Genomic DNA, 26,701 nt, shown 5'->3' with positions numbered 1-26,701 from the left:
AAAGACCGGGGTGAGCAGGTAGGGGGCTGACGCTCTCTGCTGACGATGCGTGTCACCAGCGACGAAAGCCCGGGTCAGTATTGCGCAGACCATCAGGCGGCCCCGTCGACCCGGACGCCGCCGACCTGTGTCTGCTGTGCGAAACCCGCCGACGATCGGGTACACGCGCACCGAATCCGCGCTCCGCTGACGCGGAGGACGATGAGTCGTCGGCGCGGGTGCCTTCAAGCTACAGGATCCGCGAGGACCAGCCACAGCCGAGGAAGCGCTGGATCCCCGAGATGTGGAACGGGCAGTCCTGGCAGATGTGCGGCACTCCCCGCCACAGTGAGCAGGAGGCCGAGCAGTACGTGAGCCAGAAGTACCAGGGCCCGGAGGCCGCGTCGGCCTACCGGCTGGTGTACGCCTTCGCCGACCACGACGTCGTCCGGGTCTGGAGTACCCCGGCGCTTCGCCAGGTCGAACTTTGAACGACCAGCCGCGCCCGGGCACTGAGGCACGCGTCGATCTGGCGCTACTGGCCCTGCGCCGGGCTCGCGAGGACGCCCGGAGGGGCCGCTTCACCGAGCGCGCCCCCGCCGCCCGCCGCCAGCGCGTACGAGGACGCACCCCGCCGGTCCTCCTCGCGCGAGCCCTGCTTGACCTGTTCGCCGTGTCCGAGGCCTCGCCACTGCCGGCCTGGCATTCGGTAGCCGGCCCCCTGGCCAAGCGCGTGGTCCCCACCGCCTTCGACTCCGAGACCGGGACGCTCACCCTGGCGGGGGCTGCGGCGGCCTGGCTGACCAACACCCGGCTCCTGGCGGACCGTCTGATACAGGGGCTCAATGACGTGCTCGGTTCGGGCACGGTGCGCCATATCCGTCTGGTGAAGAGGGACTCGTCCGCGGTGCTTCCGCAGCTCCCGGTGCCGGACAGCCCACGCGCACAGCCGGAGCCGACAACTGTGCCGTCCGACCCCGCCATTGAGGCGGCCTTGAACCGGCAGGCGCGTCAACTCCCCCGCGAAACAGATCAGTTCACCCTCCCGTGGTGAGCAGACCGAAACCGTGATCATGCGGGCCGAGCCGCAGCTACGCTGACCGGATGCCGCGCCATGCGGCCAGCGGGACAAGGACATGGGGGGAGGGGGAACCGGGGTGACCAGCGACGACAACGACGCCGCACTACACCATCCGCACGATCTTGAAGCGGAGAAGGGGGTGCTGAGGGCAATGCTGCTGTCCAAGGACGCGATCGCCGACATCGTCGACACCCTCCACGGGCACGACTTCTACCGGCCCGCCCACGATCTGATCTATTCGACGATCCTCGACCTGTACGGGCGGGGCGAGACCACCGACCCGCTCGCCGTGGCCGCCCGGCTCACCCAGCAGGGCAACCTCGACAAGGCCGGCGGCTTCGCCTACATCACCGCCCTCGTCAATGGGCCTTCCTCTGTCCGGAGCTGGCAGATCAACGCCGACCGCGTACAGAACGCGGCCATGCTGCGCCGCACCAAGATCGCCGCGATCCACATCGAGAACCTGGCCTCCGACGCTGACCGGACGCCGTCGACCGCATCGCCGACCAGGCGCAGGCGGAGATCTTCGCCGCCACCACCCGGCGCCCCCTGCTCCCGCCCGCCAGCCCGCTCGGCGACGTCATGGAGGACACCCTCGACTGGATCGAGGCGACCGGCGGCCGCAACGCAACCCTGCCCGGCGTGCCCACCGGATTCACCGGCCTGGACTCCCTCACCGGCGGACTCCACCCTGGCCGGCTCATCGTCATCGCCGCCCGCCCCGCCATGGGCAAGTCCACCCTCGCCCTCGACTTCGTCCGCTGCGCCGGCATCAAACACGCCCTGCCCAGCGCCGTGTTCTCCCTCGAAGCCGACCGCAACGAGATCGGCATGCGCCTGCTGTCCGCCGAAGCCCGCGTCGCACTGCACCACATGCGCTCCGGCACCATGACCGACGAGGACTGGACCCGCCTCGCCCGGCGGATGCCCGAGGTCAGCGCTGCTCCGATCTACATCCAGGACGGCGCCTACTCCAACGTCCATGACCTGCGCGCCCACTGCCGCTACCTGCAGGCCCGTGCAGGGGTACAGCTCATCGTCGTCGACGCCGTTCACCTGCTCACCTACGGCACCAGGCCGCTCGGCTCCCGCTACGAGGAGATCTCCGAGATCGCCCGCTGCCTGAAACTCCTGGCCAAGGAACTCCGTCTGCCGATCGTCGCGATCTCCACCCTCAACCGCAGTCCCGAGCAGCGCACCGACAAGAAGCCGATGATCAAGGACCTCCGGGACTCCGGCGCCCTCGAGGACAACGCCGACGTTGTGATCCTCCTGCACCGCGAGGACGCCTACGAGAAGGACTCGCCCCGGGCCGGCGAGGCCGACTTCATCGTCGCCAAGCATCGCCACGGGCCCACCGCGACCATCACGGTCGCCTTCCAGGGCCACTACTCCCGCTTCGTCGACATGGCCCAGACCTAGCCCTGACCTCCTGTTGGGTCTTACGGCTGATGTCGTAATCGCACGAGCCGTGTCGTACCGATGTCGTATACGACATCGCCGTGAAACTAGCGCGTGGGTGGGTGTTGCTGCCCTGGGTGTGTGGTGCTCGTCGAGCTCCGGTTGGACTCGACGCGTTTCAGTGGTCCATCCGTCTGTGGTGACGGATCTTGTTGCCGTTCCTCTGTGGGCTATCAGCCCACTCCATGGCTTGGGCGGCGCACAGAGCCGGCGAGCACGAGATATACGGAGGTACCAGTGAAGGCAATCGTCGCGACGGATCCGGCCGCGGAAGCAGCCGGGATCACACTCGCGGAGCGGCCTGAGCCGGCGCCGGCGATCAACGACGTCGTCGTTGAAGTCCATGCGTCGGGCTTCGTCCCCGCGGAGTGGGAGTGGCCCTCGACGTGGGTCGATCGCGCCGGTCGCGATCGAGCCCAGGCGATCATCGGCCACGAGTTCGCCGGAGTGGTCACCTCCCTCGGCTACGGCACGACGGGGCTCTCGCTGGGACAGCGGGTGTTCGGGATCACGGACTGGCACCGCGATGGAACCCTGGCCGAGTACGCGGCCGTGGAGGCACGCAACCTGGCGCCGCTGCCGGGGAACGTCGACTTCACGGTGGGTGCGAGCCTGCCGATCTCCGGCCTGACCGCGTGGCAAGGTCTGTTCCAGCACGGTCGTCTTCAGGCGGGGCAGAGCGTCCTCGCACACGGCGCCGCCGGCGCGGTCGGGTCTGTGGTTACGCAGCTCGCCCGGGAGTTCGGCGCCTACGTCATCGGTACCGGGCGGGCGGCGGACCGCCAGGCGGCGCTCGACTTCGGCGCGAACGAGTTCCTCGACCTCGCCACCGAGGATCTCGACGACATCGGCGGGGTCGACGTGGTCTTCGATGTCATCGGCGCTGACATCCAAAGGCGCTCGGCGAGAATCATCCGGCCTGGCGGGACGCTGGTGTCGGTGGTCGGGCCTGTTGAGGCTCGCCCTGTCGACGGCTTGGCGGTCGACTTCGTCGTCGAGTCCGTTCCGAGTCAGCTGGTGGAGATCGTCGACCGGGTGCGGGACGGGCGCCTTCGCACGCACATCGGAACCGTCGCGACCCTCGACGACGCCGTCCCTGCGCTCAACCCGACCGAGCGGCGCAAGGGCAAGACCGTCATTCGGGTGCGCCCCTGAGCGCCTGGAATGGGCCAACAGCGGTGGTGGGCTGGACGACCGCTGACCTGCCCGGTGTCGGACGAGGAAATGCCACGGACTTGAGACTGATCATGGTGACACGGCCGTGAGACAACCAAGAAAGCCCAGGTCGCAAAAGATCGACATGTCGGACGCGGCGAGTTCCTACATGACCTCCGCTGCCCGATTGGAACCCGATATCCGACGCTCCCGTATACCGATCGCCGCTGGCCGAACTCGCCCAGAAGTTCTGCGCCGCTCTCTCAGACTCAGCCGAGCGATGCTCCACCGAGGCTGAACTGTTGGAAGTGGTCGGCCTGGTCCTCGAGGTGGACACACCTCGCACGCTCGCTTGCTGTGGCCATCATCGCCCGTGAGCACGGCGGCCGCCGACATCGGCCCGCAGCCGACCGCGCCCGCCGTCCCTGCACTGCGCTCCGCCCCGTCTGACGGTTACCGCCGCGCGCTCGCCGCGCACCAGGAGGCGGCGCCGCCGCGCCGGGTGGACCCGGCCATCGCGGAAGCGGCGGCGCGGCAGACGAAGGCGATGCGTGCGCTCAGCCTCCGGGCGTTCCCTCACTCGGAGGAACTCCCAGCCGACGAGCCAGCCTCGATCGACACGGCGCGCGTCTGGCGGCGTCCTGAAGCCGACTCCTCGCACGCGGCGGCCCTGCGCCGGGCCCGTGCGGAACGAGCAGAACGGCAGCCCGCGACGGCGGCCGCGGTGAAGGAGTCGACGGCGCTGCGGTCCACAGCGTGAACGGCTCGGCGAGCCCAGACCCGAGGTATGGCCGGATTTCAGCACGGAGGCTCTCGCGCAGAAGGGAACGCATGTTTCATTTTGGGGGTAGTGAGTACGGTGCGGCTGTCGGATGGTTGGATGCCGGTATCCGATGGTGCAGCGGCTCGTTGGGCTTACAGCGGGCCGCGGCTGCTCCGTCGGGATGAGGCTCGGTTCGAGGGGATGGAGGGCCGACCGGTGAGTGACCGCAGTGCGATCGAGTGGACCGAGGCGACGTGGAACCCCACCACGGGATGCGACCGCGTCTCCGAGGGGTGCGACAACTGCTACGCGCTGGCGCTGGCAAAGCGGTTGAAGGCCATGGGGTCGCCGAAGTACCAGACCGGCGGTGACCCGCGTACTTCCGGGCCCGGGTTCGGGCTGACGGTGCATCCGGACGCCCTGCGTGTGCCGTACGGGTGGAAGAGTCCTCGCACCGTCTTTGTGAATTCCATGAGCGACTTGTTCCACGCCCGGGTGCCGCTCAATTACGTGCGCCGCGTCTTTGACGTAATCGCGGAGACCCCGCAGCACACCTATCAAGTGCTCACCAAACGGGCGCGGCGTCTGCGGCAGGTCGCCGACCGGCTTGAGTGGCCGGCGAATCTGTGGATGGGCGTGTCCGTGGAGAGCGCAAACGAGCTGCCGCGCGTCGACGACTTGCGGCAGGTGCCCGCGGCGGTGAAGTTCCTGTCGTGCGAGCCGCTACTGGGGCCGCTGGGCGGGCTGACGCTGGACGGGATCGACTGGGTCATCGCCGGCGGTGAGTCCGGGCCGGGGCATCGGCCGTTGGAGGAAGAGTGGGTGACGCAGATCCGCGACACCTGTCGCGACGCCGGCACCGCGTTCTTCTTCAAGCAGTGGGGCGGCCGCACCCCGAAGGCCGGCGGCCGCGAGCTGGACGGCCGGACGTGGGATGACATGCCGGAGCGCCAACTGGTACTCGGGGCGGGTTAGACGGTGTCGTCGACGACGTCCTCGGGGGGGTAGAAGCGCACCGTGCAGCCCTCCGGCCAGGCGGTGCGCGCACGGACCGGGTCGATTCGGAACGCCAGTCCCTGGGCGGCCAGGTTGTCCAGGCACTGGCGCAGGTGCTTGTCCATGTGGTTCAGCCGTGCCGCCTGGCTGGAGAGTGTCTCCCACCGCTGGGCGGTGCCGGCGTAGGCCCGCAGCGCGATGTCGAGCCGGTCGACGACCGAGTGCTCATCGAACAGTGACGGGGCGCCTGCCGTTTCGGCCGAGGCGCCCTGTCCGCTGTAGCGGTCCGGTTTCCAGGTCACCGGCGCCCAGCACTTCAAGCCAGCCTCGCTGTGGGTGGCCAGGATCAGGTGGTAGCGGGCGCTCTGGCTGCTGACGCGGATGCCGAAGCCGCCGGTGAACAGGCCATGTTCGGAGAGGCCTTGCTGGTAGGCGGCGGCGAAGGCCTCCCGGCGGCCGCGCTTCTCGGGTATGGCGGCCTGCCAGTGGGTGCCGCCGAAGTACGGTGTCATCGTCTTGTCGTAGCCCTCGCGCTGGCAGAAGCGGTGCAGCTCGTTCGTGAACAGGGTGAACAGCACCTCATCCCGCGCTCCGGCGAGGCGCTGCCTGATCAGCGAGAACGGTGCGCTCTTCAAGTCGAACGGGTCGACTACCCACAGGTCGGGGGTCTCGGCGCGGCCGCGGTGGGCCAGCGCGGACAGCCGGGGTTGCTGCTCGGCGAACAGCTGACCGTCACCGATCCCCAGGGGGCGCCGACCTGACGGTCGGCGCCCCCTAAGACAGCGAACAGTCTCAGGACGGAAGGCCCACACCGCCAAGAACCGTCAGCGGCGTCTGCTCGGAAAGCCCCGCGATCAGCGGCCGGGCCTGGAGAACAAGAGCCCTGACGTCCTCCGGCTCCAGGGACGCATCATGCGCGGCTTGGTCTGTCCAGACCTCCGAAACCCAGACCGCCTCCGGCTCAGCCGACGTGCTGACGACGTAATGGACGCAACCCGGGTCGCGGTCCAGCAACTTCGCCGCCTGCAGCAGGCTGTCAGCGAGGGCATCACGCTTGCCCGGATGGGCGAGGAACTTGGTGACGAGTCCGTATGTCATGCCGGAACAGTATGACCGGGCACTGACAGCGCGGACCGAGCCCAAGCCCAGGCTTAGCTCATGCTCTTGCTCCTCAACCTCCCCACATGGTCCAGAGCCGGAACAACTGAAGAGGAAGAGCATCTCTGGCCGAATTCAGGAATTCTCATCAACATACCGCTGCGGAACTCCGGAGTGAGCTCCGGCTGCGGGGTCACAGAGCGGCGGCGCGCCTACGCACCAGGAGGTTCTGCGTCCCCAGGCCAATCGCCAGGTACGCATAGAGCGACGCGGTTCCCAGCAATCCAGCCCCGGCCGCGTGGTCAATCCACAGCGCCAGCCCGATGTGTACACCAATCGAGGCGAGCCACAGTCCGGTCGTCGCCGCCGTCCCCTTGCGCATTACCTCGCTCTGGGGCCCACGCCAGATCTGTACGGTCCGGGCCCTGGCCACGCCGAATGACGCCGCGACGGCCAGGCTTGCCACCAGGAGGACGACGGGCAACGTGGTCAGCGGGTGATACTTGACGACCGAGGCGATACCGAAGGCGATCCCGGCGGTACCAAGGACACCGAGGACCGCAGGAGCGATTAGCGAGCCATTGCGCCGCACAGGACGGGTGCGCAGTTGCTGTCGCACCACCAGGCCGACGACCACCACGGCTATGACGAGAGCGGCCCCGCCGTTCGTGTTCTGCATGTCAACTCCCCGTTTTGGCACTGCTGCTATGCGGCAGCATCCGCACTGATCATTATGCTGGGGCTCTCCACAAAGCCGTGACTGTCGGGACGGCGGTCGGCACGTCTGCCCGATCTCGTGGACGAAGCCACACTGACGGACGAGCTACTCCGCAGACTGCTGCCCACGACCAGCACGAGCACCTCGAAAGGCTGTCACACCAGCCGTTTGACCTGCAATTTCAAGTTAGCGAAGGCTCAGTGCGCAGAGCGCTCTGAGAATCGCTGCGCGCCCGTGACCGAGCGAGGAGGACCCATGCGCGCCCTGCGTATCGCCCCCCGACACCGCCGTCACGGAACTCGACCTGCCCGAGACCGGTGCGTACTCCGCGATCCAGGAGCACATCGGAGCGACCGACGCGGTTGATCAAGGCGTCTACCACCGACGGGCACTCCTGCACACCCACGGCAACGGGCGTGCGATCGGGCTCGTGCAGAACATCACCGCATGGGCTCTGGCGAGTGCCTGGCGCGGCATGGCCCTGTGCCCGATCCACGGGCCGGTCATCGTCACCGGATGTACTGAGGACGGGCAAGTCGCCGGCTTGGACGACGGCCTGGCCCAGCACGCGCACACGGTCACGCGGACCGTATGGGAGACACTGGGGGAGTGGCGCACCTGGCCGCCTGTGTCCAACGATGCGGCCCTGAACGAGCTGCGCGCCTACACGGCCCGGGACGTCGCCCCCAGCCTGTAGTGCGCACGGTGCGCCCCTGCGTACCAACGTCTACAGGGCCTTGCGTACCGCCGTGCCCGAGCTGTTGAGGACCTCGTTGATGAGCTGAGTCGTCTCCATCTCGAGCGAGCAGTGCAAGGCCCGGTTGACCTGTTGCACACGGCTGATCGCGAGACCGGTCGAGACGGCCTGGCACGCGGCGCTGAGGTCGTGCTGAGGGCCCGCAGGGATGCGGTAAGCGGCCACGGTGTGCGCGACGTCGACGATCCGCGTGATCATCTCCTGCTGGAAGGGCTCGGCCCAGGGCAACGACTGGCCAGCGAATGGCTTGCCCCGCATCAGAGCCAGCGCCTTCTCCAAGTCGCGAGACGGTCGAACGGCTGTGTGACCAGATCATCCGGCTCACCGAGCAACTCGCCGCCACCGAAGGCACCCTGAAACGTCTGGAGATCACCGGGGAGACCACCTGGAACTGGCCACCGAGGACGGCACCTTGCCACCGGAGCCGCTGCCACCCGGATACCCCGAGATCCTGACCGCCATCGAGAACGCCAGGGAAGGACTCCGCGCCGGGGACGTCTGCCGGGCGCTCGGCCTCGACACCGAGCCACGACACATCGAAGGCACCCGTGCCCAGCTGAAACGCCTGGTGACCCGCGGCATCCTCACCGAGCCCGAGCCTGGTCTGTTCACCCTCACCAAGTCGACACCGGGCACCCCGGAAGCCAACTCAAGCTGAAATCCAGCCAAGGCTCGCGAACGCCCTCTGATACGGAGATCTTGCGGTGGTGTGCGGGCGGAGCTACAGCATGCCCTTGGCGGTGTCACCAAGCGGGAAGGCTTCCATGACAGCGATGTCGAGGGGCTCGGCGAGTGCATCGGTGATCGCGGTGGCAATCGCACCGAGGGCCTGGCCCCGGCTGTGGGCATCCAGGCTGGCTTGGTCGGCCCACTTCTCCACCACCGTGACGCGGTCTGCTCCGGCGTGGACGGCGTACAGCTGGCAACCGTTCTCGGCATGAACGGCGGGGGTGTGCTTCTCGAACGCGTTCAGAACCTCATCGCGTCGGCCGGGCTTGGTCTTGATCGTCGCAATAACAACGGGCATACAGCTTCCTCCAGAGGTGGGGCAGAACCGCTACCCTACCGATCTTCGGCCTCGACGATCGAACGAGAGTCCCGAGCGCTCGCCACAAGGACGGGGCGCTGGTCGTCACGAGGATGGTCTCGGCAGTGCCGTCGTCGCGCCACGTGGCGAAGCAGTAGTACACCGCGCTCTTCGGCGGCTGGCCGTGCGGCAGGTCTCGCCGCGGGCAGCCAGTGCGGGTCCGGTGGAGGAGACGGTTGACGATCTCCCGCATCGCGTGCTGACCGTCGTGCCCGCTGGCCGAGGGGTGCCGGGCCTTCCCCGCGGTGATGACCGGCAGGATCAGCTCCCAGGCTTCGTCCGACAGATCCCGGCTATGAGTGGGTGTTACTGACGTCGGCTCGTCAGGGTGATGCCGGTTCGTCGAGGGTCAGGCCGGTGCCTGCTATGAATCCGTCGAGGGTGCCGGATCGGTACTGAAGGCGCTTGAGCCGGTTGCGTACGAGTACTTCGAGCCGGTCGAGGGCGACGACGGCGAGGTTGGCCAGGCTGCGTTTGATGTGTGCCCATACCCACTCGACCGGGTTGAGGTCGGGTGAGTAGGCGGGCAGTAGGAACACCGTCAGCCACTCACGCTCGGCGATCAGCTCGCCCATGGCGCGGGAGACGTGCGTGTTCAGGCGGTCCCACACCAGCACGACCGGCGCCTTGACGAGTTGATGGACGCCGTCGATCAGCGCGATGAAGTCCCGCTCGCCCATGCTGCGACGTTTGCCTTTGCCTGCTCGGTGGGTGCGCAGGCGGTGGCACAGCCGGGTTCGGGAGCCGGGCCGCATGGCGATCAGCCCGGCCACGGACAGGCGTCCCGAGCGCCGGCCGCTCACCGTCACCTGCGGGGTGTGACCTCGCCGGCCCCAGGTGCGTCCCCTGGGCGGCCGACGGGTGAAGCCTGCCTCGTCCTCGAAGCAGAGGTAGCCCCCACAGGTCGCCCGGGCTCTTTTACCTCGGCCCAGGTCGCCTCCGTAAGTTGTTGGGCGGCCCGGGAGACATCTCACGTGCCTTGTAGTCAAGCCGCGAGGGCTTGAGCAGGCTGTGAGAAGGCCCGGGATTCGTTGTAGGTCTGGCGGGTTTGCAAGCAGTGATAGAGCTGGCCCAGGAGCTTGTTGAACAAGTTGCGTTGGGCCGAGCTGTGTCGGTCTCCGACTTCGCGTCGGCGCTTGTAGTGCGTGCGCGCTCCGGGCGACGCACGCAGGGCTGTGAGGGTCCACACGTAGCCGCAGGACGCCAGCCGGCGGTTCTTGACGACTCGGTGCGTGACGATGCGGACCTTGCCGCTGGCGCGGGTGACTGGAGCTGAGCCCGCGTACGCCTTTAGCGCCCGTGCGCTGGTGAAGTAGCTCCGGTCGTCACCGATCTCGGCGAGAACTCGCGCGCCGGCCAAGTCGCTCAAGCCGGGGAAGCTGGTCACGATGTGCGCGTCCGGATGCTCGCGGAACCGGGCTTGAAGAGACTCGGCGAGTTCATCGGCGGCCTTGCAGGCCGCGTCGAGCTGCCGTAGCAGCGCGAGCATCTGGAGTCCCATGGCTTCCTCGACCATCGGGGTGTGCCGGAGGCACTCGGAGCGGAAGACGCCTTGGATGCGCTCGGCGTCGGCGTCGATCCCGCGCTGCCGCCCACCGCGCTTCAGCGCGGCACGCAGCTGGGTGCGGCTGAGGCGGGCCGCCTTGCCCGGTGTAGACGCGACCGCCAGCACGGCTCGGGCATCACCCCTGGTCAGGCCGCCTTGCAGATGCTGGAAGGCAGTCAAGGCCGCTGGGAAGTACTCACGCAGCAGCGATCGGAGCTGGTTGGAGAGCTGCTGGTAGTTCCACACGGCGTCCTGCTGAGCGCGAGCCAGAACCGTTATGGCCTGCGACAGCTCCGAATGCGCGGGCAGGGGCCGATGGCTGGCCATGTCCGTCCGCAAGATGTTCGCCAGGACGACAGCGTCGCCGTGGTCGGACTTCTTGCGGGAGACCGCGTGTCGGTCACGGTAGCGGGAGGCGGCCATCGGGTTGATCGCATAGATCGGGCGCCCGGCCGAGCGCAGGGCGGCGACCAGCAGGCCGTGACTGGTCTCGATCGCCACAGGCACGAGGGCCGCGTCGCTGTCGTCGTACTCGGCCAGAACCTCCAGCAGGAGGCGATGCCCCTCAGCATCGTCGCCAATCCGGCGCTTGGCCAGCAACTTTCCCCCCTCGTCGACCACCGCGACGTCATGGTGGTCTTCGGCCCAGTCGATCCCGCAGAACACCCTCACGAAATGCTTCCTCCTTGCCTTGTCCGTCTCCATCTGGAGCCTGTGCGGGCCACGCGGCGCCCTAATTCCAGGACTCGATCGGTCCGACATCTCACTGGCCGTTCGTGACACCAGCGCCCCGCAGGGGCTCCGGTCTGCGAAAGAGCTCACGGCTCGCGGCACAGTGAGGAGGTCGTCCTGCGGAAGGCTCGTCCCACGATGATCAGCCTCCCGTTCGCCCGCCTCGCAGCCGGGCCGCACCAGGCGAAGGCAGAGGACAGTGCCGGTCTCCCGAGGGGCCTCAAGGGCCAGGGCCGGATCGGGCATCTGTTCCTCCCAACAACGAATTAGGGCCGGGTGTGGCTCAGGTCGCCTTGCCTGTAATGGCTCGGAAGGAGTGGCCGCTCGGCTCTCCGGGGCGCCCTGGCTGCTGATTGAGATGTGCGCGCCTTGTGCGGTCGCTGATTACGGAGAGGCTTGCGGGGTGTTCCTCGGGCCGACGGCAGGCTGTTGGAGGCGAGGAGGGGCGCGTGAGCAAGGAACGGGACCGGGTCTGGGTCGGCATCGACGCGGGCAAGGCCCATCACTGGGCGGCAGTGGTCGACGAGACCGGAGCCACCTTGTGGTCGGAGAAGATCCACAACGACGAGTCGGCCATCCTGACCGCGCTCGGCGAGATCCTGGCCCTGGCCGACGAGGTCCACTGGGCGGTGGACATCTCCGGCACGGCCTCCGCGCTGCTGCTGGCGCTGCTTGCAGCTCACGGCCAGCAGGCCGTCTACGTGCCCGGCCGCACGGTCAACCGGATGTCCGGCGCTTACCGGGGCGAAGCCAAGACGGACGCCCGCGACGCCTATGTCATCGCTGAGACCGCCCGCCACCGCAACGACTTCACCGCGATCGACATGCCGGCCCAGCTGGCCGCCGACCTCGCTTTGCTGACCGCGCACCGCTCCGACCTGGTGGCCGATCGGGCACGGCTGATCAACCGTCTCCGTGACGTGCTGACCGGCGTCTTCCCCGCGCTGGAGCGGGCTTTCGACTACGCGGCGCACAAGGGTGCGCTGGTGCTGCTGACCGGCTGCCAGACCCCTGCCGCCGTCCGGCGCCGCGGCCGGGCTCGGCTGACGTCTTGGCTGGCCAACCGCAGCGTCCGGGGCGCCGATACGGTCGCCGCCACCGCTCTGGAAGCCGCTCAGGCCCAGCAGACCGCGCTGCCCGGCGAGGACGTCGCCGCCCAGATCGTCGCCGACTTGGCGGCGCAGATCCTGGCCCTGGACGACCGGCTCAATCGGATCGACAAGCAGATCCGCGAGACCTTCCGCAGTCACCCGCAGGCCGAGATCATCGAGTCCCTGCCCGGGATGGGGCCAATACTCGGAGCGGAGTTCGTCGTGGCCGCGGGCGATACGTCCGCCTACGCGGACGCCGGGCACCTGGCCTCGGCAGCCGGGCTCGTGCCCGTTCCCCGCGACTCCGGCCGGCGGACCGGCAACCTTCACCGGCCCAAGCGCTACAGCCGTCGCCTGCGCCGGGTGTTCTACCTATCGGCGCAGACCAGCATCATCCGCGACGGCCCGAACCGGGACTTCTACCTCAAGAAGCGCGGCGAGGGCTGCAAACACGTGCAGGCTGTCATCGCCCTCGCCCTCGCCCTCGCCCTCGCCTGACGCCGGGCCGGCGTGCTCTGGGCGCTCCTGCGTGACGGACGGCTCTTCACCTCCGCCCCGCCGGTCGCGCAAGCGGCTTGACTTCGTCATTGAGACTCCTTCCACGCGGTGACGGCCTGCTCGTCGCGCTCGGCGACCCGCCGCCCAGGGACTTGCGGGCTGAAGCCGAGCCGGTGCATCAGCCACGTCGCACCCGAGACGCTGTAGGAGACATGGAACTTCCTGCCGATCAGCGTGGCCACCCTCGCCGCGGTCCACACCTGGTCCTCCACCCAGCCGTGCGCGGCCGGACCCTGCTCCAGATACGCGGCCAGCTTCTCCAGACAGCGCGGGGACAGACGGCACCGCGAACCACTCGGGCCACGGGAGACCAGAGCCTGCACACCACCGTCCCGCCACAACTGGTGCCACTGGTAGGCCGACTTCCGGCTCACCCGCACTTGCCGCGCGACCTCCGATGGCTTGACCTTCCTCTTGAACAGCTCGGCCGCCTGCATCCGCACGGTCTCCCGGCGTCGGCGTCCCACAGGAGTCAGTCCGCCCCCATCCGCATATCTCACCCAAAACGAATACAGCAACCGCTCCAGGCCATCAGGGACTTCGCCGAAGTTCACCCTGACGAGCCGAAGTCAGTAAGTCCGTTTCTGGTGGCGGCCTCGTCCGAGTCGGGTGAGGAAGCCTTGGCGGGTGAGGCATCCGAGGCGGCTGCGGGTGATGTTGACGGATGCTTCGTCGGTAGGCATGCCGAGGAGTCCGTGCCGCTCACGGGCTCTGAATGCCTGGCCAGGGGGCTGGTTGAAGGCGTTCACGATGACCTGGTCGGCAGTGCCCGTCTCGGGCGAGTTGGGTTCGGTTACTGCCGGTACGGCCTCCGAGACGACCATTCGGGTTGTGGCCAGGTCCGCGAGTCGTGCCTCGATCTCGGCCAAGGCGGCGGTCAAGCGCTCGATCCGGCCGCGTAGTTCACCGGCTTGAGCGGTGGCCTCGTCATGCTGGGCTTGGAGGGCGGCGAGAAGTTCGACGACGTTCACGCGGCCAGCCCGAAGGAGTCACGCCAGGTGGGACGGTGTGGTGAGGCGGCGGGCCATGTTCGCGATGGAGGCCCAGTAGACGCGCGAGGCGGAGGTATCGGGCCGGTGGCTGTACTCACGCGCGAGGCGCCGGTGCAACATCAACGTGCGGTTCGTCTGCTCCACCACCCACCGCTTGAGCTGCGGGACAAAGCCCTTGCCTGGTCGGCCGGGTTACGTCGAACGACCTCGACGCCGATGTCCAGCAGGGCCCCGTGGATGACGACCTCGTCCTGAAGCCCTGGTCCACCAGGGCTCTCTCCAGACGCATCCCGCACCGCTCGGAGGCCTGGTCGAGCAGCGGGGTGCCGGCGGTGTTGTCGTGCGCGGATGCGGCCAGCATGACCACGCCGATGATCAACCCCATCACATCCACGGCCAGTCTCCGCTTGTGCCCCGACACCTTCTTGTTGGCGTCCAGTCCCGTCGTGGTCTTCGGGCACCGGCGGCCGCGCGGACGGACTGGGTGTCGAGGATCACGAGGGACGGCCCTCCCGGCCCCGGCCAGACCTCGTCAACAGCCGCCCGACTGGAGCCACACCGCCCCCCGCCGACCCTCACTAGCCCTGGTCAGTCCTCGTCAGCCCTCCAGGCTCACGATCATCTTCCCCGTGTTCTCGCCGTGGAGCATGCCGAGGAAAGCCTCCCCGCCCGCCGTTCTCGATGCCGGGCACCTTGGTCTCGTTGTACTTCAGCTCGCCGGAGCGGATCCAGGCGGAGACCTCCTCGACGAACTTCGACTGAAGGTCGGAGTGGTCGGCGACCAGCAGGCTCTCGAGGCGCAGGCGCTTGGCGATGACCTGAGCCAGGTTGCGCGGGGCGGGGCTGGGCTCCGTGGCGTTGTACATCGAGATCATGCCGCAAATGGCGACCCGGCCATGGACGTTGAGAGCGGAGATCGCCGCTTCGAGGTGGTCGCCGCCGACGTTGTCGAAGTAGACGTCGATACCGTGTGGTGCGGCCTCCTTGAGCTGCTCGGTGACATCGCCGTTCTTGTAGTTGAAGGCGGCGTCGAAGCCGTACTCCTCGACCAGGAGCTTGACCTTCTCGTCGGAACCGGCCGAGCCGATGCCCCGGGAGGCGCCCTTGAGCTTGGCGATCTGGCCGACCTCGCTGCCCACCGCGCCGGCCGCACCGGACACGAAGACCGCGTCGCCCTCCTTGAAGGGCGCCACCCTCAGCAGGCCCGCGTAGGAGGTCAGGCCCGGCATGCCCAGCACACCGAGGTAGGCGGTGAGGGGAGCGAGGGACGGGTCGATCTTGGCGGTGCCCGCGGCGTCAAGCTAAGGAGTGTGTCACCAGCCGCAAAGTAGGCCGGGGGCCGGAAAGCCGTCAGTGTTGAGGTGTTCCCGGTGGTGGGTGGGCGTCGTCGAGTTACTCGCGGACCTGAGCGTTCACTGGGGGATGCGCGTCAGCGCTGTCCGCGCCCAGGCCCGCGAGCAGGCGCAGCCCGTCCTCGGCGGGGCTGCCGGGGGCCGCGGACAGCACCAGCAGCTCCATGCCTGATTCCTCCGGTAGTGCGAAGTTCTCCTGGTGCAGTTCCAGCAGTCCGACCAGCGGGTGCCGGTAGGCCTTGCGTCCGTGTGTGCGGGCGCGGACGTCCGCGCGGGCCCAGAGGCGGCGAAAGCGCTCGCTGCCCATCGACAGCTCGCCGATGAGCGAGGCCAGGCGGGGGTCGTCGGGATATTTGCCGGCGGCCAGGCGCAGGTGCCCGACCACGTCGAGGGTGCAGTTCTCCCAGTCCGCGTAAAGGCCGCGCTCGGCCTCCTCAAGGAAGATGTGGCGGGCGGTGTTCAGGCCCGGCATCGGCCGGCCGTAGAGGAGCCCGGCGAGGCGGTTCCCGGCGAGCACGTCCAGGCGGTGGCCCATGATCAGCGCGGGTGCGTCGGCGACCAGGTCGAGGACGCGCAGCAGCTCCGGCCGGAGCCGCCCGCCCGGTGCCTTCGCGCGGCGGCGGCGCTGCCGGGCGAGCCGGTCAAGGTGCCCGCGTTCGGTCTCGTCGAGGCCGAGGACGCGGGCGAGCGCGTCGAGGACCTGCTCGGAGGGCTGGGTCGCGCGGCCCTGCTCCAGGCGTACGTAGTAGTCGACGCTGACTCCGGACAGGTGTGCGATTTCTTCGCGGCGCAGCCCTTCGACTCGGCGCCGGTTGTCGGTGGGGATGCCGACGGCCGCCGGGTCGACCCGGGAACGCCGGGTCCGCAGGAAGCCCGCGAGATCGTCCATGCCCTCAGTATGGCCTCGGCGATGCCCGTGAGGGTGGTCCTGCCGTTACCAGGAAGTCCCGTCCGACGGAAAGGGCGCCCCTGAACGCCGGGCGCTGCGGCGTGCAGGATCGGAGGCATCCGATCCGAAGGAGTTCCCATGAAGACGCTGATCGTCTACGCCCACCCGGAGCCGAAGTCGCTCAACAGCTCACTGAAGGACCTCGCGGTGTCCACATTGGAGAGTGCCGGGCACGAGGTACGGGTGAGCGATCTGTACGCGATGAGCTGGAAGGCTGTTGTGGACGCCGCGGACTACGGACCCGACGCCTCAAGTCGGTTGAAGGTGGCTCTGGACTCGGGCCGGGCCTTCGACGCCGGGACGCTCACCCTGGACGTCCTGGCCGAGCAGGAGAAGCTGCTGTGGGCCGACACGATCATCTTCCAGTTCCCGCTGTGGTGGTACACGATGCCCGCGATCCTCAAAGGCTGGGTGGACCGGGTGTTCACCTATCACTTCGCGTACGGCGTCGGCGAGCACAGCGACACCAGGTACGGCGAGCGCTTCGGCGAAGGCACCCTCGCGGGCAGGAAGGCTCTGCTGTCGGTGACCGCTGGCGGCCCGGAGTCGCATTACGCCGCTCGCGGGATCAACGGCCCCATCGACGATCTGCTGTTTCCGATCCACCACGGCATCCTCTTCTACCCGGGCATCGAGGTGCTGCCGCCGTTCGTGCTGTACGGCACCGACCGGATGACCGACGAGGACTACCCGGACGTCGCCAAGGCATGGGAGCAGCGTCTGCTCACCCTAGAGTCGACCGAGCCGATCGCGTTCCGGCGGCAGAACTTCGGCGACTACGAGATCCCCTCGCTGCACCTGAAGAAGGGACTGGAGCCTGCGGGCCGCACGGGTTTCGGGCTGCACGTGCGCGGCTGACCGCCGGCCCGACACCCGGAGCTGGGCGGGGGCAATACCCAAACGGCGTGCTGCCTCAGCTGGCAGCCCGGGATGGTTTCACCAGTGGGGCGAGGCGAACAGCCGGTGAGCACGATGACTTCGGGGTAGGTGGCCACGTCGATCCGTGCTTCGGAGGGATGGTGGGGATCGCCGAACAGGTCCTAGCCCAGCGCGTCGAGCCTGCGGTTTCCCACCAGGTCAGCATGGCCGATGCGTGCCGTCCGGACCCGCACCCGCACCCGCACGGCACGTCACATTCGCTGTGCCGACCCCTCAGTTCGGACTCATCCGGGAGGGGCCGAGTTCCTCGAGGACCTCGCGCATCTTGTCCTCGTAGACCGTCTCGCCCACGCGAGGGTCCCGGGCATGGAGCGTGTGGATGAGCGGTCCGTTCGCCGTGCCGAGTTGGACCAACCAACAGCATCCGGCATCGCGGCCAGAACCAATAGAGCTGTTGTCGACAGGCTAGTACTCCAGCTGTAAATCGTGATCTTCATGGCTGGTGGCGGCTTGCCGCTGGTAGTGGCTGGTACGGGAGCGTGCTTGGTGGTGGCGGCGCCATGTCGACCATCGCAGGTGGTGGGCGAGGTCAACGGCGGGCCGGGGCAGCAGGGTAGTGAACAGGCGTCGGATCTCGCTGCAGGTCAGCGGGACGAGTTCGGACGACGAGGTGCTGACGGTTCGTTCGATTGCGGCGGCGATCGCGAGGAAGGCGTGCGCGAGCATGGCTAGGGTGGTCCAGCGGTGCCAGGAGGTCCACCGGCGGACTTGGTGCTCGTCCAGTCCGGCCAGGCCCTTGGCGGCTTGGAAGGTCTCCTCAATCTGCCAAGCACACTGCACCTATGAATGGGTATCAAGTAGGTGATGTGCCAGTAATCGGACGTGAGGGGCTGTTGCGGCTGGTCGCGGTGGTCGAGCGGCTGCGGGCTCGTCAAGGTGAAGAGGAGAGCGAGTCGTCGTGGACGACGCAGGGGGCGGCTGCCCCAGAGCCTGACCAGTCAGGGCCTGGGCGCGGAAGTGTGGGCGGGGCTGCCGGAGGTGAACCGGCTGCTGGCGGTGCGATGGCTGGCGGTGTTGGCGGGCCGGGCTCTGCCGGACATGGCTCCGTCGGTGAGCGGTGAGGCGTACCGGTCATGACGGTGCTGATGCCGTGGGAGCGGTCGGGGAGCAAGGTGAGCGACCGGCAGCTGACCAGGCTCGCGGTCGTGTATGTGCGGCAGTCCAGCATGCAGCAGGTCGCGGATCATCAGGAGTCGACGCGGTTGCAGTACGCGCTGGTGGACAGGGCGGTCGCGCTGGGCTGGCCTGCCTCGCGGGTGGTGGTGATCGATGAGGACCTGGGTCGTTCCGGGGCGAGTGCGGTCGCACGCTCGGGGTTCCAGCGCCTGGTCACCGAGATCGGGCTGGACCATGTCGGCCTGGTGCTGGGCATCGAGATGTCTCGCCTGGCACGATCGGGGAAGGACTGGTACCAGCGCATCGAGTTGTGCGCCCTGTCCGGTGCGCTGCTGGCGGACACCGACGGGGTCTACGACCCAGCGGAGCACAATGACCGGTTGCTGCTGGGACTGAAGGGGACGATGGCCGAGGCCGAACTCCATCTGATCAAGCAGCGCATGCAGACCGGGCGGGTGAGCAAGGCCCGCCGCGGAGAACTGGCCGTGCCGCTGCCGATCGGCTACGTGCGCCGGCCGTCCGGCGAGGCGGTCCTCGACCCGGACGAGCAGGCACAGACCGTGGTGCGGCTGGTCTTCACGAAGTTCGCCGAGCTCGGCACCCTGCATGCGGTGCTGCGCTGGCTGGTCGAGCACGGGATCGAACTGCCCGTGAGGTTACGCCGGGGCCCGGACAAGGGCGAGCTGGAGTGGCGGCGGCCGAACCGGATGACGCTGCAGTGCATGCTGCACAGTCCGGTCTATGCCGGGATCTACGCCTACGGGCGCCGCAGGGTCGAGCACCGCCGGCAGCAACCGGGGCGCCCCTCCACGGGCAGGGTGGTGCGCGGTGAGGAGGAGTGGCTGGTGTTCATCCCCGACGCCCTGCCCGCCTACATCACCGTCGAGCAGTACCGGGCCAACCTGGCTCGGCTTCAGGCCAACGCTGCCCGGGCCGAGGCCCCCGGCACGGTCCGCAGCGGCCCCGCGCTGCTGGCCGGGCTGGTGCGCTGCGGTCGCTGCGGCAAGCGCATGACCGTGCGCTATCACCAGCAGGCGGGCGGCACCCGCCCCGACTACGTGTGCGCCCGGCAGATGACCGACTACGGGGCCGGCGACCGTTGCCAGGCACTGAACGGGGCCTGCGTGGACGCCTTCGTGACCGCCCATGTCCTGGCCGCGCTGGCCCCGGCCGCGCTTGAGGTCTCTTTACGTGCGGCCGAGCATGTCCTGGCCGAACGGGCCGAGCTCGAGAAGATCTGGTCCCAGCGGCTGGAACGCGTTGCGATCAGCGTCGACCGGGCCCGGCGCTGTTACCGCCTTGCCGAGCCCGAGAACCGCCTGGTCGTACGGCAGTTAGAAAAGGACTGGGAACAGGCCCTTGTCGCCCAGCAGACCCTGCAGGAGGAGTACGACCGCTTCACCCTGACCCGTCCGCGCACCCTCACTGCCGCCGAGCAGCAGGCCATCACCGCGCTCGCCGGCGACATCGAAGGCTTGTGGAGTGCACCGACGACAACCACCACCGATCGCAAAGAAATCATCCGCGCGCTCGTGGAGCAGGTCACCGTCACCGTGCTGGGCACCAGCGAACGGGTCACCGTCACCATCACCTGGGCCGGCGGCCAGACCACCACCGACGAGACCGCCCGCCCCGTCGCCCTCCTGCAACAGCTCAGCTACTTCCCGCAGATCAAGGAACGTGTCCGCGAGCTGGCCGGACAGGGACACCGCCCCGAGGCGATCGCCCGGCGCCTGCACGCAGAGGGCTTCCGCCCGGCCCGAGGACGCGGGAACCGGATCAGCGCCACCGCGGTCAAGGAGATCCTGCGCGAACTCGGCTGCCTGCAGCCGCCCGCCCGCACCCGGTCGGCCCCGCCACCCGGCGAAGAACCCGGCCGCGATGAATGGTGGCTGGAAGACCTCGCCGCAGAACTCGACATGCCTGCAGTCACCCTCTACTCGTGGATCTACCGCGGCTGGGTGAACGCCCGCAAAGAGTCCCGGCGCCCCTACCGCTGGATCCTCCACGCCGGACCCACCCAACTCGCCGAACTCCGCGAGCGACGCACCCGCCCGCCCGGCTGGTACACCCGACTCCGCTGGACCGACACCGAACCACCCCTCCCGGCCCAAGACGGAGATCAAACAGCCAGTTCCCATTTATGAGTGCACTGTGGTTGACACATCTCGACCGCCCAGCGGCGCCCGGCCACCTTGACCAGCGTGGCCAGTGGGACCAGGCGGGCCGAGTAGCAGCGGTAGAAGGCGAGTTCACCGGATCGCCGGTTGTGCCGGATCAGCAGCCACCGATGCCCCGGGCACTTTGGCGTGTGGATCTCGACCTGGGCCCAGTCGTAGAACCGGTGCCCCTTGGCGCCGGGCCCCGCAGAGAGCCGCTGCCATGCGTGTTTCGGCAGGCCGTGGGCCAGATTGCCAGCGCGGAAGACGCCTGCGCGGGTGGGGACGGGTCGCTTGCGGGAGACGGCCAGGACATAACCGATCTGACGCCTCTCCAGCTGGGCGCTCAGGTGCGGGTCGCCGCCGTAGACCTCGTCACCGGCCACCCATCCCGCCGGCACGCCAGCGTCCAGGGCCTGGGCGATCATCTGGGCGGCCAGGGCGGGTTTGGTGGCGAACTCGAGGTCGTCGGGGATGCGGGCCGCGCGGCACCGCTCGACGTCCTGGGCCCAGGAGCGGGGGATGTAGAGGCGGCGGTCGATGGCGGCGTGCCCGACTGTGGTCGCGTAGGCGAGGTAGACGGCGACCTGGGAGTTTTCGATCCGCCCCGCGGTGCCGGTGTACTGGCGCTGGACCCCGACGCTGTGGGCGCCCTTCTTCAGGTCACCGGTCTCATCCACGACCAGCACGGCGTCGTCCTCCCGCAGGTGACCGACGACGAAGTACCTGATGTCGTCACGGACTTGGTCGGCGTCCCAGGATGCACGGCTGAGCAGGTGCTGCATGCCCGCCGGACTGGCGTCCCCGGCGTGCTCGGCGATCGTCCAGCAGTTCTTCCTCGGCAGGTCCGCGAGCAGGCCCAGGACGAACGCCCGGGCCCGGCGGCGTGGTTCCACCCGGGCGAATCTGCCCGCCACCTTGGCCATCAGGCCCTCGAATACGTCCTGCCAGCGAGCAGGGTCTACGCTGTGGCACACGGCCACTGGCTGATCTTCGTTTGTCGACACAACTCACGATGGTCAACGGTGGCCGTCTCCGTCTGCGGACCAGTCTCACCCAGCAAGATCAAGATCTGCAGCTCGAGTAGTAGGACGTTGAGTTGGCCTGCGCAGAAGCCTGAGGCGTCGGTTACGCAGACGCCGCGTCAGTAGCGTACTCCTCGGCTGCATTCTTCGGCTCATGGCCGTCATCAACCCGCAGCCCGGCCTGGTACCGCTGACCTGCGGCGAGATTCTGCCCCAGCCCATCCGCGGACGCACCCACCACCTGCGATGGTCCCTATGGCGCCGCCGACACCAAGCACGTGCCCGCACTAGCCATCACTAGCGACAGACCACCCAGCAGTTCAGCCCAGTCCCGCAGCGGATGAGCGAGGCTTGGACCCGGTTGAGCCCCTCCGCTCTCCAGTGGTCCCGGCGCTCCACGGCCTGGTGGACCTGTCCGCCGTGACTGTGGACGGTTCACCGATGGAGGCGAATGCCTCTCGCGAGGCCAACCAGCGGCTTCAGCGCCTGGAAGACACCATCACCCGGCGCGAGAGGGAAATCTGTGTGGTACTGGAGGACGCTCTCACGCACACGCGAAGCATCGAGGCCGATGAGCAGACTGACGACGACCACGAGCAGGTCTACGACCAGTGGCCTCATCCGTCCCGGCGGTGCGACCGGCTCTCCTGAGTGGACCTGGCCATGGACGACTCGCAGCGGCACCACCCTCAGCCTCATCCCACTGCCGGTCGCGCGCAGGTCCCGCGCGTTGAGTCCTTGCTGTTGCCGTGGCGCGCGCCACCGGCATACGCCCGCCAGTTGACGTGTCATCCCGAGTGGCTTAGCTTCGGGGTGACACATCAACTCGATGGCTGGGCTGACGTGTGGCGGAGCCATCGCGCGCCGACACGCTTCGAACGAGGGACACGAGATGACCTTTGACGTAGTCGTAAATCCCATCACCGGCGAACGAGGGGTCAAGCGGCAAGGCGCATCCGCGGAGAACGGGCACCTGTTGGTGTCGGACCTCTACGCCGCACCGAACAGTGCCGTCGCGGGCGAGCACATCCACCCGCACGGCTCGGAGACCTTCACGGTCGTCAGGGGGTTGCTCGGCCTGAAAGTCGACGGAGTGTCGGACCAGGCCGGACCGGGGGACCGGATCACGGTGCCGGCGGGCGTGAAGCACGACTGGTGGAACGCGGGGCAGGAGACCGCCCTGGTGATCGTCGAGACGGACCAGCCGCGCTTCGAAGAGATGATCAAGACCTTGTTCTTCCTGGCCGAGGACGGCAAGACCGACGACCGCGGGCGCCCCGGACTGCTGCAGGCCGTTGCGATGGCGCGCGAGTTCGACGATGTCGTCCGCTTCACAAAGCCCCCGCGAGCGGTACAGCGGATCCTCTACGGCGCCCTGGCGCCGTTGGCCCGCCTGCGCGGCTACCGCGGCACCCACCCCGAGTACGCCAAGCGGGTTTCAGAGGTCGTCGACGCGCTGGAGGAGCTGCCGCCCGAGATCGCCGCGATGCTCCCCGCCGGCGTCCCCGGCTCACTGAAGCCGCCGGTCGCCGAATAGCCACCCCGGCCTCCTCCCAACCTCACGACTCACGAACGGAGTCCCTCCATGACGCATGCGGTAACCGATGTTCCCGGCCTGCCCACAGGCTTCACCGGCACGTTCGAAAGCCGCTACCTGCGGGTGAACGGCATAACCGTCCACGCCGTGGTGGGCGGCAGCGGACCGGCCCTCCTCCTGCTGCCCGGATGGCCGCAGTTCTGGTACGAATGGCGGCTGATCATGCCGCAGCTGGCCGAGCGCTTCACCGTCATCGCGGCCGACCTCCGCGGTCAGGGCGGCTCGGACAAGCCCGCGTCGGGATACGACGGCGCCACTCTCGCCTCCGACATGGCAGAGCTGATGGCACAGCTGGGACACGAACGCTATGCCGTGGTCGGCGCGGACCTCGGCATGTTCGTCGGCTACGTCCTCGCCGCCGACCACCCCGACCGCGTCACCCGCCTCGTCCTGGCCGAGGCGACCCTGCCCGGAGTCCCCCCGCTGCCGTCGCTGCTGGAGGACCGGGCCCAGAACGCGCTCCTGTGGCATTTCGCGTTCAACAGTCTCGACGAGATCAACGAGCGCATGGTCTCCGGCCGGGAGGAGATCTACTTCGGCCACCAGTTCGCCTCCAAAGCCGCCTCCCCGACGTCGATCCCCCAGGAGGCGGTCGACGTCTACGTGAGTATCCTGCGTGACCCCGCCGCACTCCGCGCGAGCTTCGAGTTCTACCGCGACACCGACTCCCCAAGGCAGCTGCTGGCCCGTGTGAACAACGGACCCCTCCCCATGCCCGTCCTTGCCATCGGCGGCGAACGAAGCCTCGGCCACCAAGTCGAACAGACCGTCCGCGCGGTCGCCGACGACGTCATCGGAGCCGTGCTTCCCGGTGCGGGGCATTACCTCTCCGAAGAAGCACCCCAGGCTCTCCTCAAGGAGATCGTGCACTTCCTCCCCGCCTGACCTGGGCAGTATCGCCGGACAACAGCCGACAGCCCTGGCCCATTGAGTTGATCTCAACGGATGTCACGTGCGTCTGTCGTGTCGGAAACAGGTGAGTACGAGTGCGGTTTTGACGATGGCTCCGATCCGGCGAGGGCCGGCGGTGAGGCAGAGCCCCGGCAAAGTCGTATTTCAGCTGGTGAGCAGTAGTGTGACGGGGCGGAGCGGGGTCCCAGGCGTGATGTCGGAGGGCGTGGTGTTGGTGGCGTTGTCCAGGCGCAGGACGCCGATAGCTTGCTCCTGGGGTCTGTGTCCACGAACTGTTCGAAGCGGACGTCCACGGTCAGCCGGCCGGGGCTTGGGACGAGCAGAGTGGTCATCGTCTGCTCGCTCCGCACGCCGCGCAGGGCTGTGACCAGCTCGGCCCAGCACCGCTCGGCCGCGGCGGCGCTGGCCGAGAACAGTCCGGCGACCATCAGCCGCACTCCGCCCGTCATCCCCCTTCCCGCACGCCGGCCGGCCGGCCATGCCCGGCGCCATGCCCACGATCTGGCCCGCGCGGCCCGCCACCTGTGCTGCGGGAAACGCTCACGCTGCTCGCGCGCGCTGCGAACCGGGAACCACACCTACGCGTTGGGCGTGACCTCGTTCTGCAGGCCCTCGAGGAGCACGGCGGAGATCTCTCCGAGCTGGGCGAGCTGCTTTGGAGTGATGCGATCCAGGACCAGGCGCCGGATCTCCCGGGTATGACCGGGGGCCGCCCGCCGCAGGGCTGATCGGCCCTCGGGGGTGATGCCCACGTACATGGCGCGAGACGGGCCTGCCTCGCGCTCCACCAGCCCGCGCTTGGACATACGGGTGAGCTGGTGGTGCAGGCGGCTCTTCTCCCAGCCGAGACCTCGGCCAAGTTCGAAGGCACGCGCGCGGCCCTCGGGAGCCTCGGAGAGTGCGACCAGGACCGTGTAGTCGGCGTTCGACAGGCCGTTGTCGGCCTGGAGCTGCTGCTCGATCCGGCCGCGCAGCAGTTCCTGCATGGCGAAGAAGTTCCGCCAGTGACGCATTTCCTCCTCACTGACCGCCCGGCGCGGCGCCCTGGAGCTGGAAGCCTTCGCATCCCCCGGGGCTTTCTCGTTCGACATGAGGCCATCCTACCAGCGAGTTGACACATCACCTCGAACGCACCTACTTTCGAGGTGACACATCAACTCGACTCCCTGTTGCGGGGCGGTTGACGAGAGGAGGCAGCCGTGGCGGTGAATTCGGACCGCATCCAGGTGGGCCGCGGAGTCGACCGGATCCACGGCAAGTTGCACGTTGGCCCGGACGCGCAGGTCGACGACAAGAACGTGATCATCGCGCCGTTCCAGCCCGAGCTGACCGACCCGTTCCTGGCGCTGAGCGAGGACTTGTTCTCATCGCCGGGCTTCGAATGGCATCCCCACCGGGGCCTGGAGACCGTCACCACTGTGGCCGACGGAGTGCTGGAGCACGGGGACAATGTCGGCCACGCCGGTGCACTCGGGGCGGGGGACGTGCAGTGGATGACGGCCGGCCGCGGGATCATCCACCGTGAGCTCGCGTTCCGTAACGAGCGGGCGCACACCTTGCAGTTGTGGGTGAACCTGCCCGCGGAGTTGAAGATGGTCGACAACCGCTACCAGGATCTGCTGGCTGCCGACCGCCCCGTCATCGAACACGACGGCGTGCGCATCGACGTCATTGCCGGCCGGGTCGGCGACACGGTCGGACCCGCCAAGACGCACTGGCCGATCTCCGGCGCACTGCTCACGCTCACCCCCGGACAGCGCTACAAGCACATCCTGCCGGGCCGCGACCGTGCCTTCCTCCACGTCCTGGCCGGGATAGTGCGGATTGCCGGGCGACCCGTCGCCCAGGGGCAGACCGCCTGGTCCGACCCGGTCCCAGGCGCCTTGGACTCCGCTGTCGACCTCCTCGCCGCTGACGGCGACACCCCTGCCACCGTCATGGTCTACTCGGGCCCGCCGATCCGGCAGCCGGTGGCGATGGGCGGTCCGTTCGTCATGAACAGCCCTGATGAGATCGAGCAGGCCTTCCGCGACTTCCACAGCGGCAAGTTCGGCGACATCCCCCGCCAGGCGCGTCTGCGGTACCGGTGAGCGCCGCCCGAAAGTCCCTCTGCCAAGGGCATCCGTCCCTCTCCCGCCCGTGCTACCGCAGCGCCAACCGACTCTCGTGAGGTATCCGATGTTCATCGCCACCGTGGTCCTGACCGCACTCCTGGCCCTCGGCTTCGTCGGCGCGGGGCTGCCCAAGGCCCTCGCACAGCCCGCCGCCATGTCCGACGCCGAACGCTTCGGGTACCCCGTCAGAGCCTTCCGGTACATCGGCTTGCTGGAGCTGGGCGGAGTGGCCGGACTTATCGTCGGCCTGTGGTACTGGCCAGTCGGCGTTGTGGCCGCCGCCGGGTTGCTGCTCGTCTGTGGCGGCGCCCTTCGCGCGCACCTGCGTGCCGGCGACGCGCCGAAGGCACTCGCCCCCGCTGCCCTGTTCGGCGTGACGGCGGTCGCCGTCCTGATCACGCGGATAGCCAGCTCCTGAGGTGCGCCCGCGCGCTCGGCCGACCGGGGCAGTCACCGATCGAATCCCGTTTCCCCGTCCCCGCAGCACCGGGAGGCAACTTGCCCTACTCCGCCCGCGTGGCCAT

At 68.5% G+C, this 26,701-nt stretch carries 26 protein-coding genes and 6 pseudogenes; 16 read left to right on the top strand and 16 right to left on the bottom strand.

Annotated elements, in window-relative coordinates; all coding sequences use genetic code 11:
• Window positions 1-218: 218 nt before the first annotated feature.
• The 6 genes and pseudogenes from AB5L52_RS04110 (at window position 219) to AB5L52_RS04085 (ending at window position 5,414) form a co-directional block, all read left to right on the top strand.
• Complete coding sequence (locus AB5L52_RS04110; protein ID WP_369362649.1) at window positions 219-470, top strand: hypothetical protein; 252 nt, start codon at window positions 219-221, stop codon at window positions 468-470.
• Window positions 467-1,033 (top strand): DciA family protein, encoded by a 567-nt coding sequence (locus tag AB5L52_RS04105; protein ID WP_369362648.1) that lies wholly within the window; start codon window positions 467-469, stop codon window positions 1,031-1,033. Before AB5L52_RS04110 ends, AB5L52_RS04105 begins: the two co-directional genes overlap by 4 nt.
• Window positions 1,034-1,172: 139 nt before the next feature.
• Window positions 1,173-2,482 (top strand): annotated as a pseudogene (gene dnaB, locus AB5L52_RS04100) (replicative DNA helicase); the annotation flags it as partial.
• A gap of 276 nt (window positions 2,483-2,758) precedes the next feature.
• Window positions 2,759-3,676 carry an NADP-dependent oxidoreductase gene (locus AB5L52_RS04095; RefSeq protein WP_369368804.1) on the top strand — a complete coding sequence of 306 codons (918 nt, stop codon included), beginning with the start codon at window positions 2,759-2,761 and terminating at the stop codon, window positions 3,674-3,676.
• A gap of 373 nt (window positions 3,677-4,049) precedes the next feature.
• Window positions 4,050-4,436, top strand: coding sequence for a hypothetical protein (locus AB5L52_RS04090; RefSeq protein ID WP_369362647.1), 387 nt, complete (start codon window positions 4,050-4,052; stop codon window positions 4,434-4,436).
• A gap of 219 nt (window positions 4,437-4,655) precedes the next feature.
• Complete coding sequence (locus tag AB5L52_RS04085) at window positions 4,656-5,414, top strand: DUF5131 family protein (protein WP_369362646.1); 759 nt, start codon at window positions 4,656-4,658, stop codon at window positions 5,412-5,414.
• Here the strand turns inward: AB5L52_RS04085 and AB5L52_RS04080 are convergent.
• The 3 genes from AB5L52_RS04080 to AB5L52_RS04070 all read right to left on the bottom strand — a co-directional run bounded on the left by AB5L52_RS04080 (window position 5,411) and on the right by AB5L52_RS04070 (window position 7,212).
• Window positions 5,411-6,070 (bottom strand): hypothetical protein, encoded by a 660-nt coding sequence (locus tag AB5L52_RS04080; protein ID WP_351580110.1) that lies wholly within the window; start codon window positions 6,068-6,070, stop codon window positions 5,411-5,413. The two genes, AB5L52_RS04085 and AB5L52_RS04080, sit on opposite strands and share 4 nt — an antisense overlap.
• A 157-nt stretch (window positions 6,071-6,227) precedes the next feature.
• A complete protein-coding gene (locus tag AB5L52_RS04075) occupies window positions 6,228-6,533 on the bottom strand; it encodes a putative quinol monooxygenase (RefSeq protein ID WP_351580113.1) in 306 nt (101 codons plus the stop codon).
• 193 nt (window positions 6,534-6,726) lie between these two features.
• Window positions 6,727-7,212 (bottom strand): hypothetical protein, encoded by a 486-nt coding sequence (locus AB5L52_RS04070; protein ID WP_351580116.1) that lies wholly within the window; start codon window positions 7,210-7,212, stop codon window positions 6,727-6,729.
• Between the two features lie 469 nt (window positions 7,213-7,681).
• On the opposite strand from AB5L52_RS04070, the gene AB5L52_RS04065 reads away from it, so the two are divergent.
• Window positions 7,682-7,948: a hypothetical protein gene (locus tag AB5L52_RS04065; protein ID WP_351580119.1), complete on the top strand. Its 267-nt coding sequence runs from the start codon at window positions 7,682-7,684 to the stop codon at window positions 7,946-7,948.
• A gap of 30 nt (window positions 7,949-7,978) precedes the next feature.
• On the opposite strand, the gene AB5L52_RS04060 is transcribed toward AB5L52_RS04065, so the two are convergent.
• Window positions 7,979-8,287: a hypothetical protein gene (locus AB5L52_RS04060; protein ID WP_369362645.1), complete on the bottom strand. Its 309-nt coding sequence runs from the start codon at window positions 8,285-8,287 to the stop codon at window positions 7,979-7,981.
• Between the two features lie 133 nt (window positions 8,288-8,420).
• Here AB5L52_RS04060 and AB5L52_RS04055 point away from each other — a divergent pair, with 133 nt between their 5' ends.
• A complete protein-coding gene (locus AB5L52_RS04055) occupies window positions 8,421-8,666 on the top strand; it encodes a hypothetical protein (RefSeq protein WP_351580125.1) in 246 nt (81 codons plus the stop codon).
• Between the two features lie 63 nt (window positions 8,667-8,729).
• On the opposite strand, the gene AB5L52_RS04050 is transcribed toward AB5L52_RS04055, so the two are convergent.
• The 4 genes from AB5L52_RS04050 to AB5L52_RS04035 are packed head-to-tail and all read right to left on the bottom strand — an operon-like array spanning window position 8,730 to window position 11,346.
• Entirely contained in the window at window positions 8,730-9,035 is a 306-nt protein-coding gene (locus AB5L52_RS04050) for a putative quinol monooxygenase (protein WP_351033525.1), read from the bottom strand.
• Complete coding sequence (locus AB5L52_RS04045) at window positions 8,986-9,381, bottom strand: transposase (protein WP_351580159.1); 396 nt, start codon at window positions 9,379-9,381, stop codon at window positions 8,986-8,988. Before AB5L52_RS04045 ends, AB5L52_RS04050 begins: the two co-directional genes overlap by 50 nt.
• Window positions 9,382-9,418: 37 nt before the next feature.
• A complete protein-coding gene (locus AB5L52_RS04040; RefSeq protein ID WP_369362644.1) occupies window positions 9,419-10,069 on the bottom strand; it encodes a transposase in 651 nt (216 codons plus the stop codon).
• A gap of 11 nt (window positions 10,070-10,080) precedes the next feature.
• Entirely contained in the window at window positions 10,081-11,346 is a 1,266-nt protein-coding gene (locus tag AB5L52_RS04035) for an IS110 family transposase (protein ID WP_369362643.1), read from the bottom strand.
• A 476-nt stretch (window positions 11,347-11,822) separates the two neighbouring features.
• Between AB5L52_RS04035 and AB5L52_RS04030 the strand changes: the two are divergent.
• Window positions 11,823-12,959 (top strand): annotated as a pseudogene (locus tag AB5L52_RS04030) (IS110 family transposase); the annotation flags it as partial.
• A gap of 89 nt (window positions 12,960-13,048) precedes the next feature.
• On the opposite strand, the gene AB5L52_RS04025 reads toward AB5L52_RS04030, so the two are convergent.
• The 5 genes and pseudogenes from AB5L52_RS04025 to AB5L52_RS04005 form a co-directional block, all read right to left on the bottom strand.
• Window positions 13,049-13,489 (bottom strand): winged helix-turn-helix domain-containing protein, encoded by a 441-nt coding sequence (locus AB5L52_RS04025; protein WP_351580127.1) that lies wholly within the window; start codon window positions 13,487-13,489, stop codon window positions 13,049-13,051.
• Window positions 13,490-13,591: 102 nt separating this feature from the next.
• The gene (locus tag AB5L52_RS04020; protein WP_369362642.1) at window positions 13,592-13,993 is read right to left on the bottom strand and encodes a hypothetical protein; all 402 of its coding nucleotides are present in this window, start codon (window positions 13,991-13,993) and stop codon (window positions 13,592-13,594) included.
• Window positions 13,990-14,521, bottom strand: a pseudogene (locus AB5L52_RS04015) (transposase); the annotation flags it as partial. The gene AB5L52_RS04020 and the pseudogene AB5L52_RS04015, both read right to left, overlap by 4 nt.
• Window positions 14,522-14,612: 91 nt before the next feature.
• Window positions 14,613-15,294, bottom strand: a pseudogene (locus AB5L52_RS04010) (NADP-dependent oxidoreductase); the annotation flags it as partial.
• A gap of 112 nt (window positions 15,295-15,406) precedes the next feature.
• Window positions 15,407-16,255 (bottom strand): helix-turn-helix transcriptional regulator, encoded by an 849-nt coding sequence (locus tag AB5L52_RS04005; protein WP_351580132.1) that lies wholly within the window; start codon window positions 16,253-16,255, stop codon window positions 15,407-15,409.
• A 138-nt stretch (window positions 16,256-16,393) separates the two neighbouring features.
• Here AB5L52_RS04005 and AB5L52_RS04000 point away from each other — a divergent pair, with 138 nt between their 5' ends.
• Window positions 16,394-17,173, top strand: a complete 780-nt coding sequence (locus AB5L52_RS04000) for an NAD(P)H-dependent oxidoreductase (protein ID WP_369362641.1) — start codon at window positions 16,394-16,396, stop codon at window positions 17,171-17,173.
• A gap of 486 nt (window positions 17,174-17,659) precedes the next feature.
• Here the strand turns inward: AB5L52_RS04000 and AB5L52_RS03995 are convergent.
• Window positions 17,660-18,022: pseudogene (locus tag AB5L52_RS03995) on the bottom strand (IS701 family transposase); the annotation flags it as partial.
• A gap of 305 nt (window positions 18,023-18,327) precedes the next feature.
• On the opposite strand from AB5L52_RS03995, the gene AB5L52_RS03990 reads away from it, so the two are divergent.
• On the top strand, window positions 18,328-20,517 hold the full coding sequence (locus AB5L52_RS03990) for a recombinase family protein (RefSeq protein ID WP_369362640.1): 2,190 nt from the start codon (window positions 18,328-18,330) through the stop codon (window positions 20,515-20,517).
• Window positions 20,518-20,537: 20 nt separating this feature from the next.
• On the opposite strand, the pseudogene AB5L52_RS03985 reads toward AB5L52_RS03990, so the two are convergent.
• Window positions 20,538-21,455 (bottom strand): annotated as a pseudogene (locus AB5L52_RS03985) (IS701 family transposase); the annotation flags it as partial.
• A 540-nt stretch (window positions 21,456-21,995) separates the two neighbouring features.
• On the opposite strand from AB5L52_RS03985, the gene AB5L52_RS03980 reads away from it, so the two are divergent.
• The 3 genes from AB5L52_RS03980 to AB5L52_RS03970 all read left to right on the top strand — a co-directional run bounded on the left by AB5L52_RS03980 (window position 21,996) and on the right by AB5L52_RS03970 (window position 24,036).
• Entirely contained in the window at window positions 21,996-22,205 is a 210-nt protein-coding gene (locus AB5L52_RS03980) for a hypothetical protein (protein ID WP_351580138.1), read from the top strand.
• Between the two features lie 241 nt (window positions 22,206-22,446).
• The gene (locus AB5L52_RS03975) at window positions 22,447-23,091 is read left to right on the top strand and encodes a cupin domain-containing protein (protein WP_351580141.1); all 645 of its coding nucleotides are present in this window, start codon (window positions 22,447-22,449) and stop codon (window positions 23,089-23,091) included.
• Window positions 23,092-23,139: 48 nt separating this feature from the next.
• On the top strand, window positions 23,140-24,036 hold the full coding sequence (locus tag AB5L52_RS03970) for an alpha/beta hydrolase (RefSeq protein ID WP_351580144.1): 897 nt from the start codon (window positions 23,140-23,142) through the stop codon (window positions 24,034-24,036).
• Between the two features lie 605 nt (window positions 24,037-24,641).
• Here AB5L52_RS03970 and AB5L52_RS03965 read toward each other — a convergent pair.
• Entirely contained in the window at window positions 24,642-25,154 is a 513-nt protein-coding gene (locus AB5L52_RS03965) for a MarR family winged helix-turn-helix transcriptional regulator (RefSeq protein WP_351580147.1), read from the bottom strand.
• 108 nt (window positions 25,155-25,262) lie between these two features.
• Here AB5L52_RS03965 and AB5L52_RS03960 point away from each other — a divergent pair, with 108 nt between their 5' ends.
• Both AB5L52_RS03960 and AB5L52_RS03955 read left to right on the top strand, forming a co-directional pair.
• Window positions 25,263-26,153 carry a pirin family protein gene (locus AB5L52_RS03960; protein WP_351767064.1) on the top strand — a complete coding sequence of 297 codons (891 nt, stop codon included), beginning with the start codon at window positions 25,263-25,265 and terminating at the stop codon, window positions 26,151-26,153.
• Window positions 26,154-26,241: 88 nt separating this feature from the next.
• Window positions 26,242-26,595: a DoxX family protein gene (locus AB5L52_RS03955; protein ID WP_369362639.1), complete on the top strand. Its 354-nt coding sequence runs from the start codon at window positions 26,242-26,244 to the stop codon at window positions 26,593-26,595.
• The last annotated feature ends 106 nt before the right edge of the window (window positions 26,596-26,701 follow it).

This window comes from Streptomyces sp. CG4 (assembly GCF_041080655.1).
GTDB lineage: Bacteria > Actinomycetota > Actinomycetes > Streptomycetales > Streptomycetaceae > Streptomyces.
This window is presented reverse-complemented; position numbering and strand designations above follow the sequence as displayed.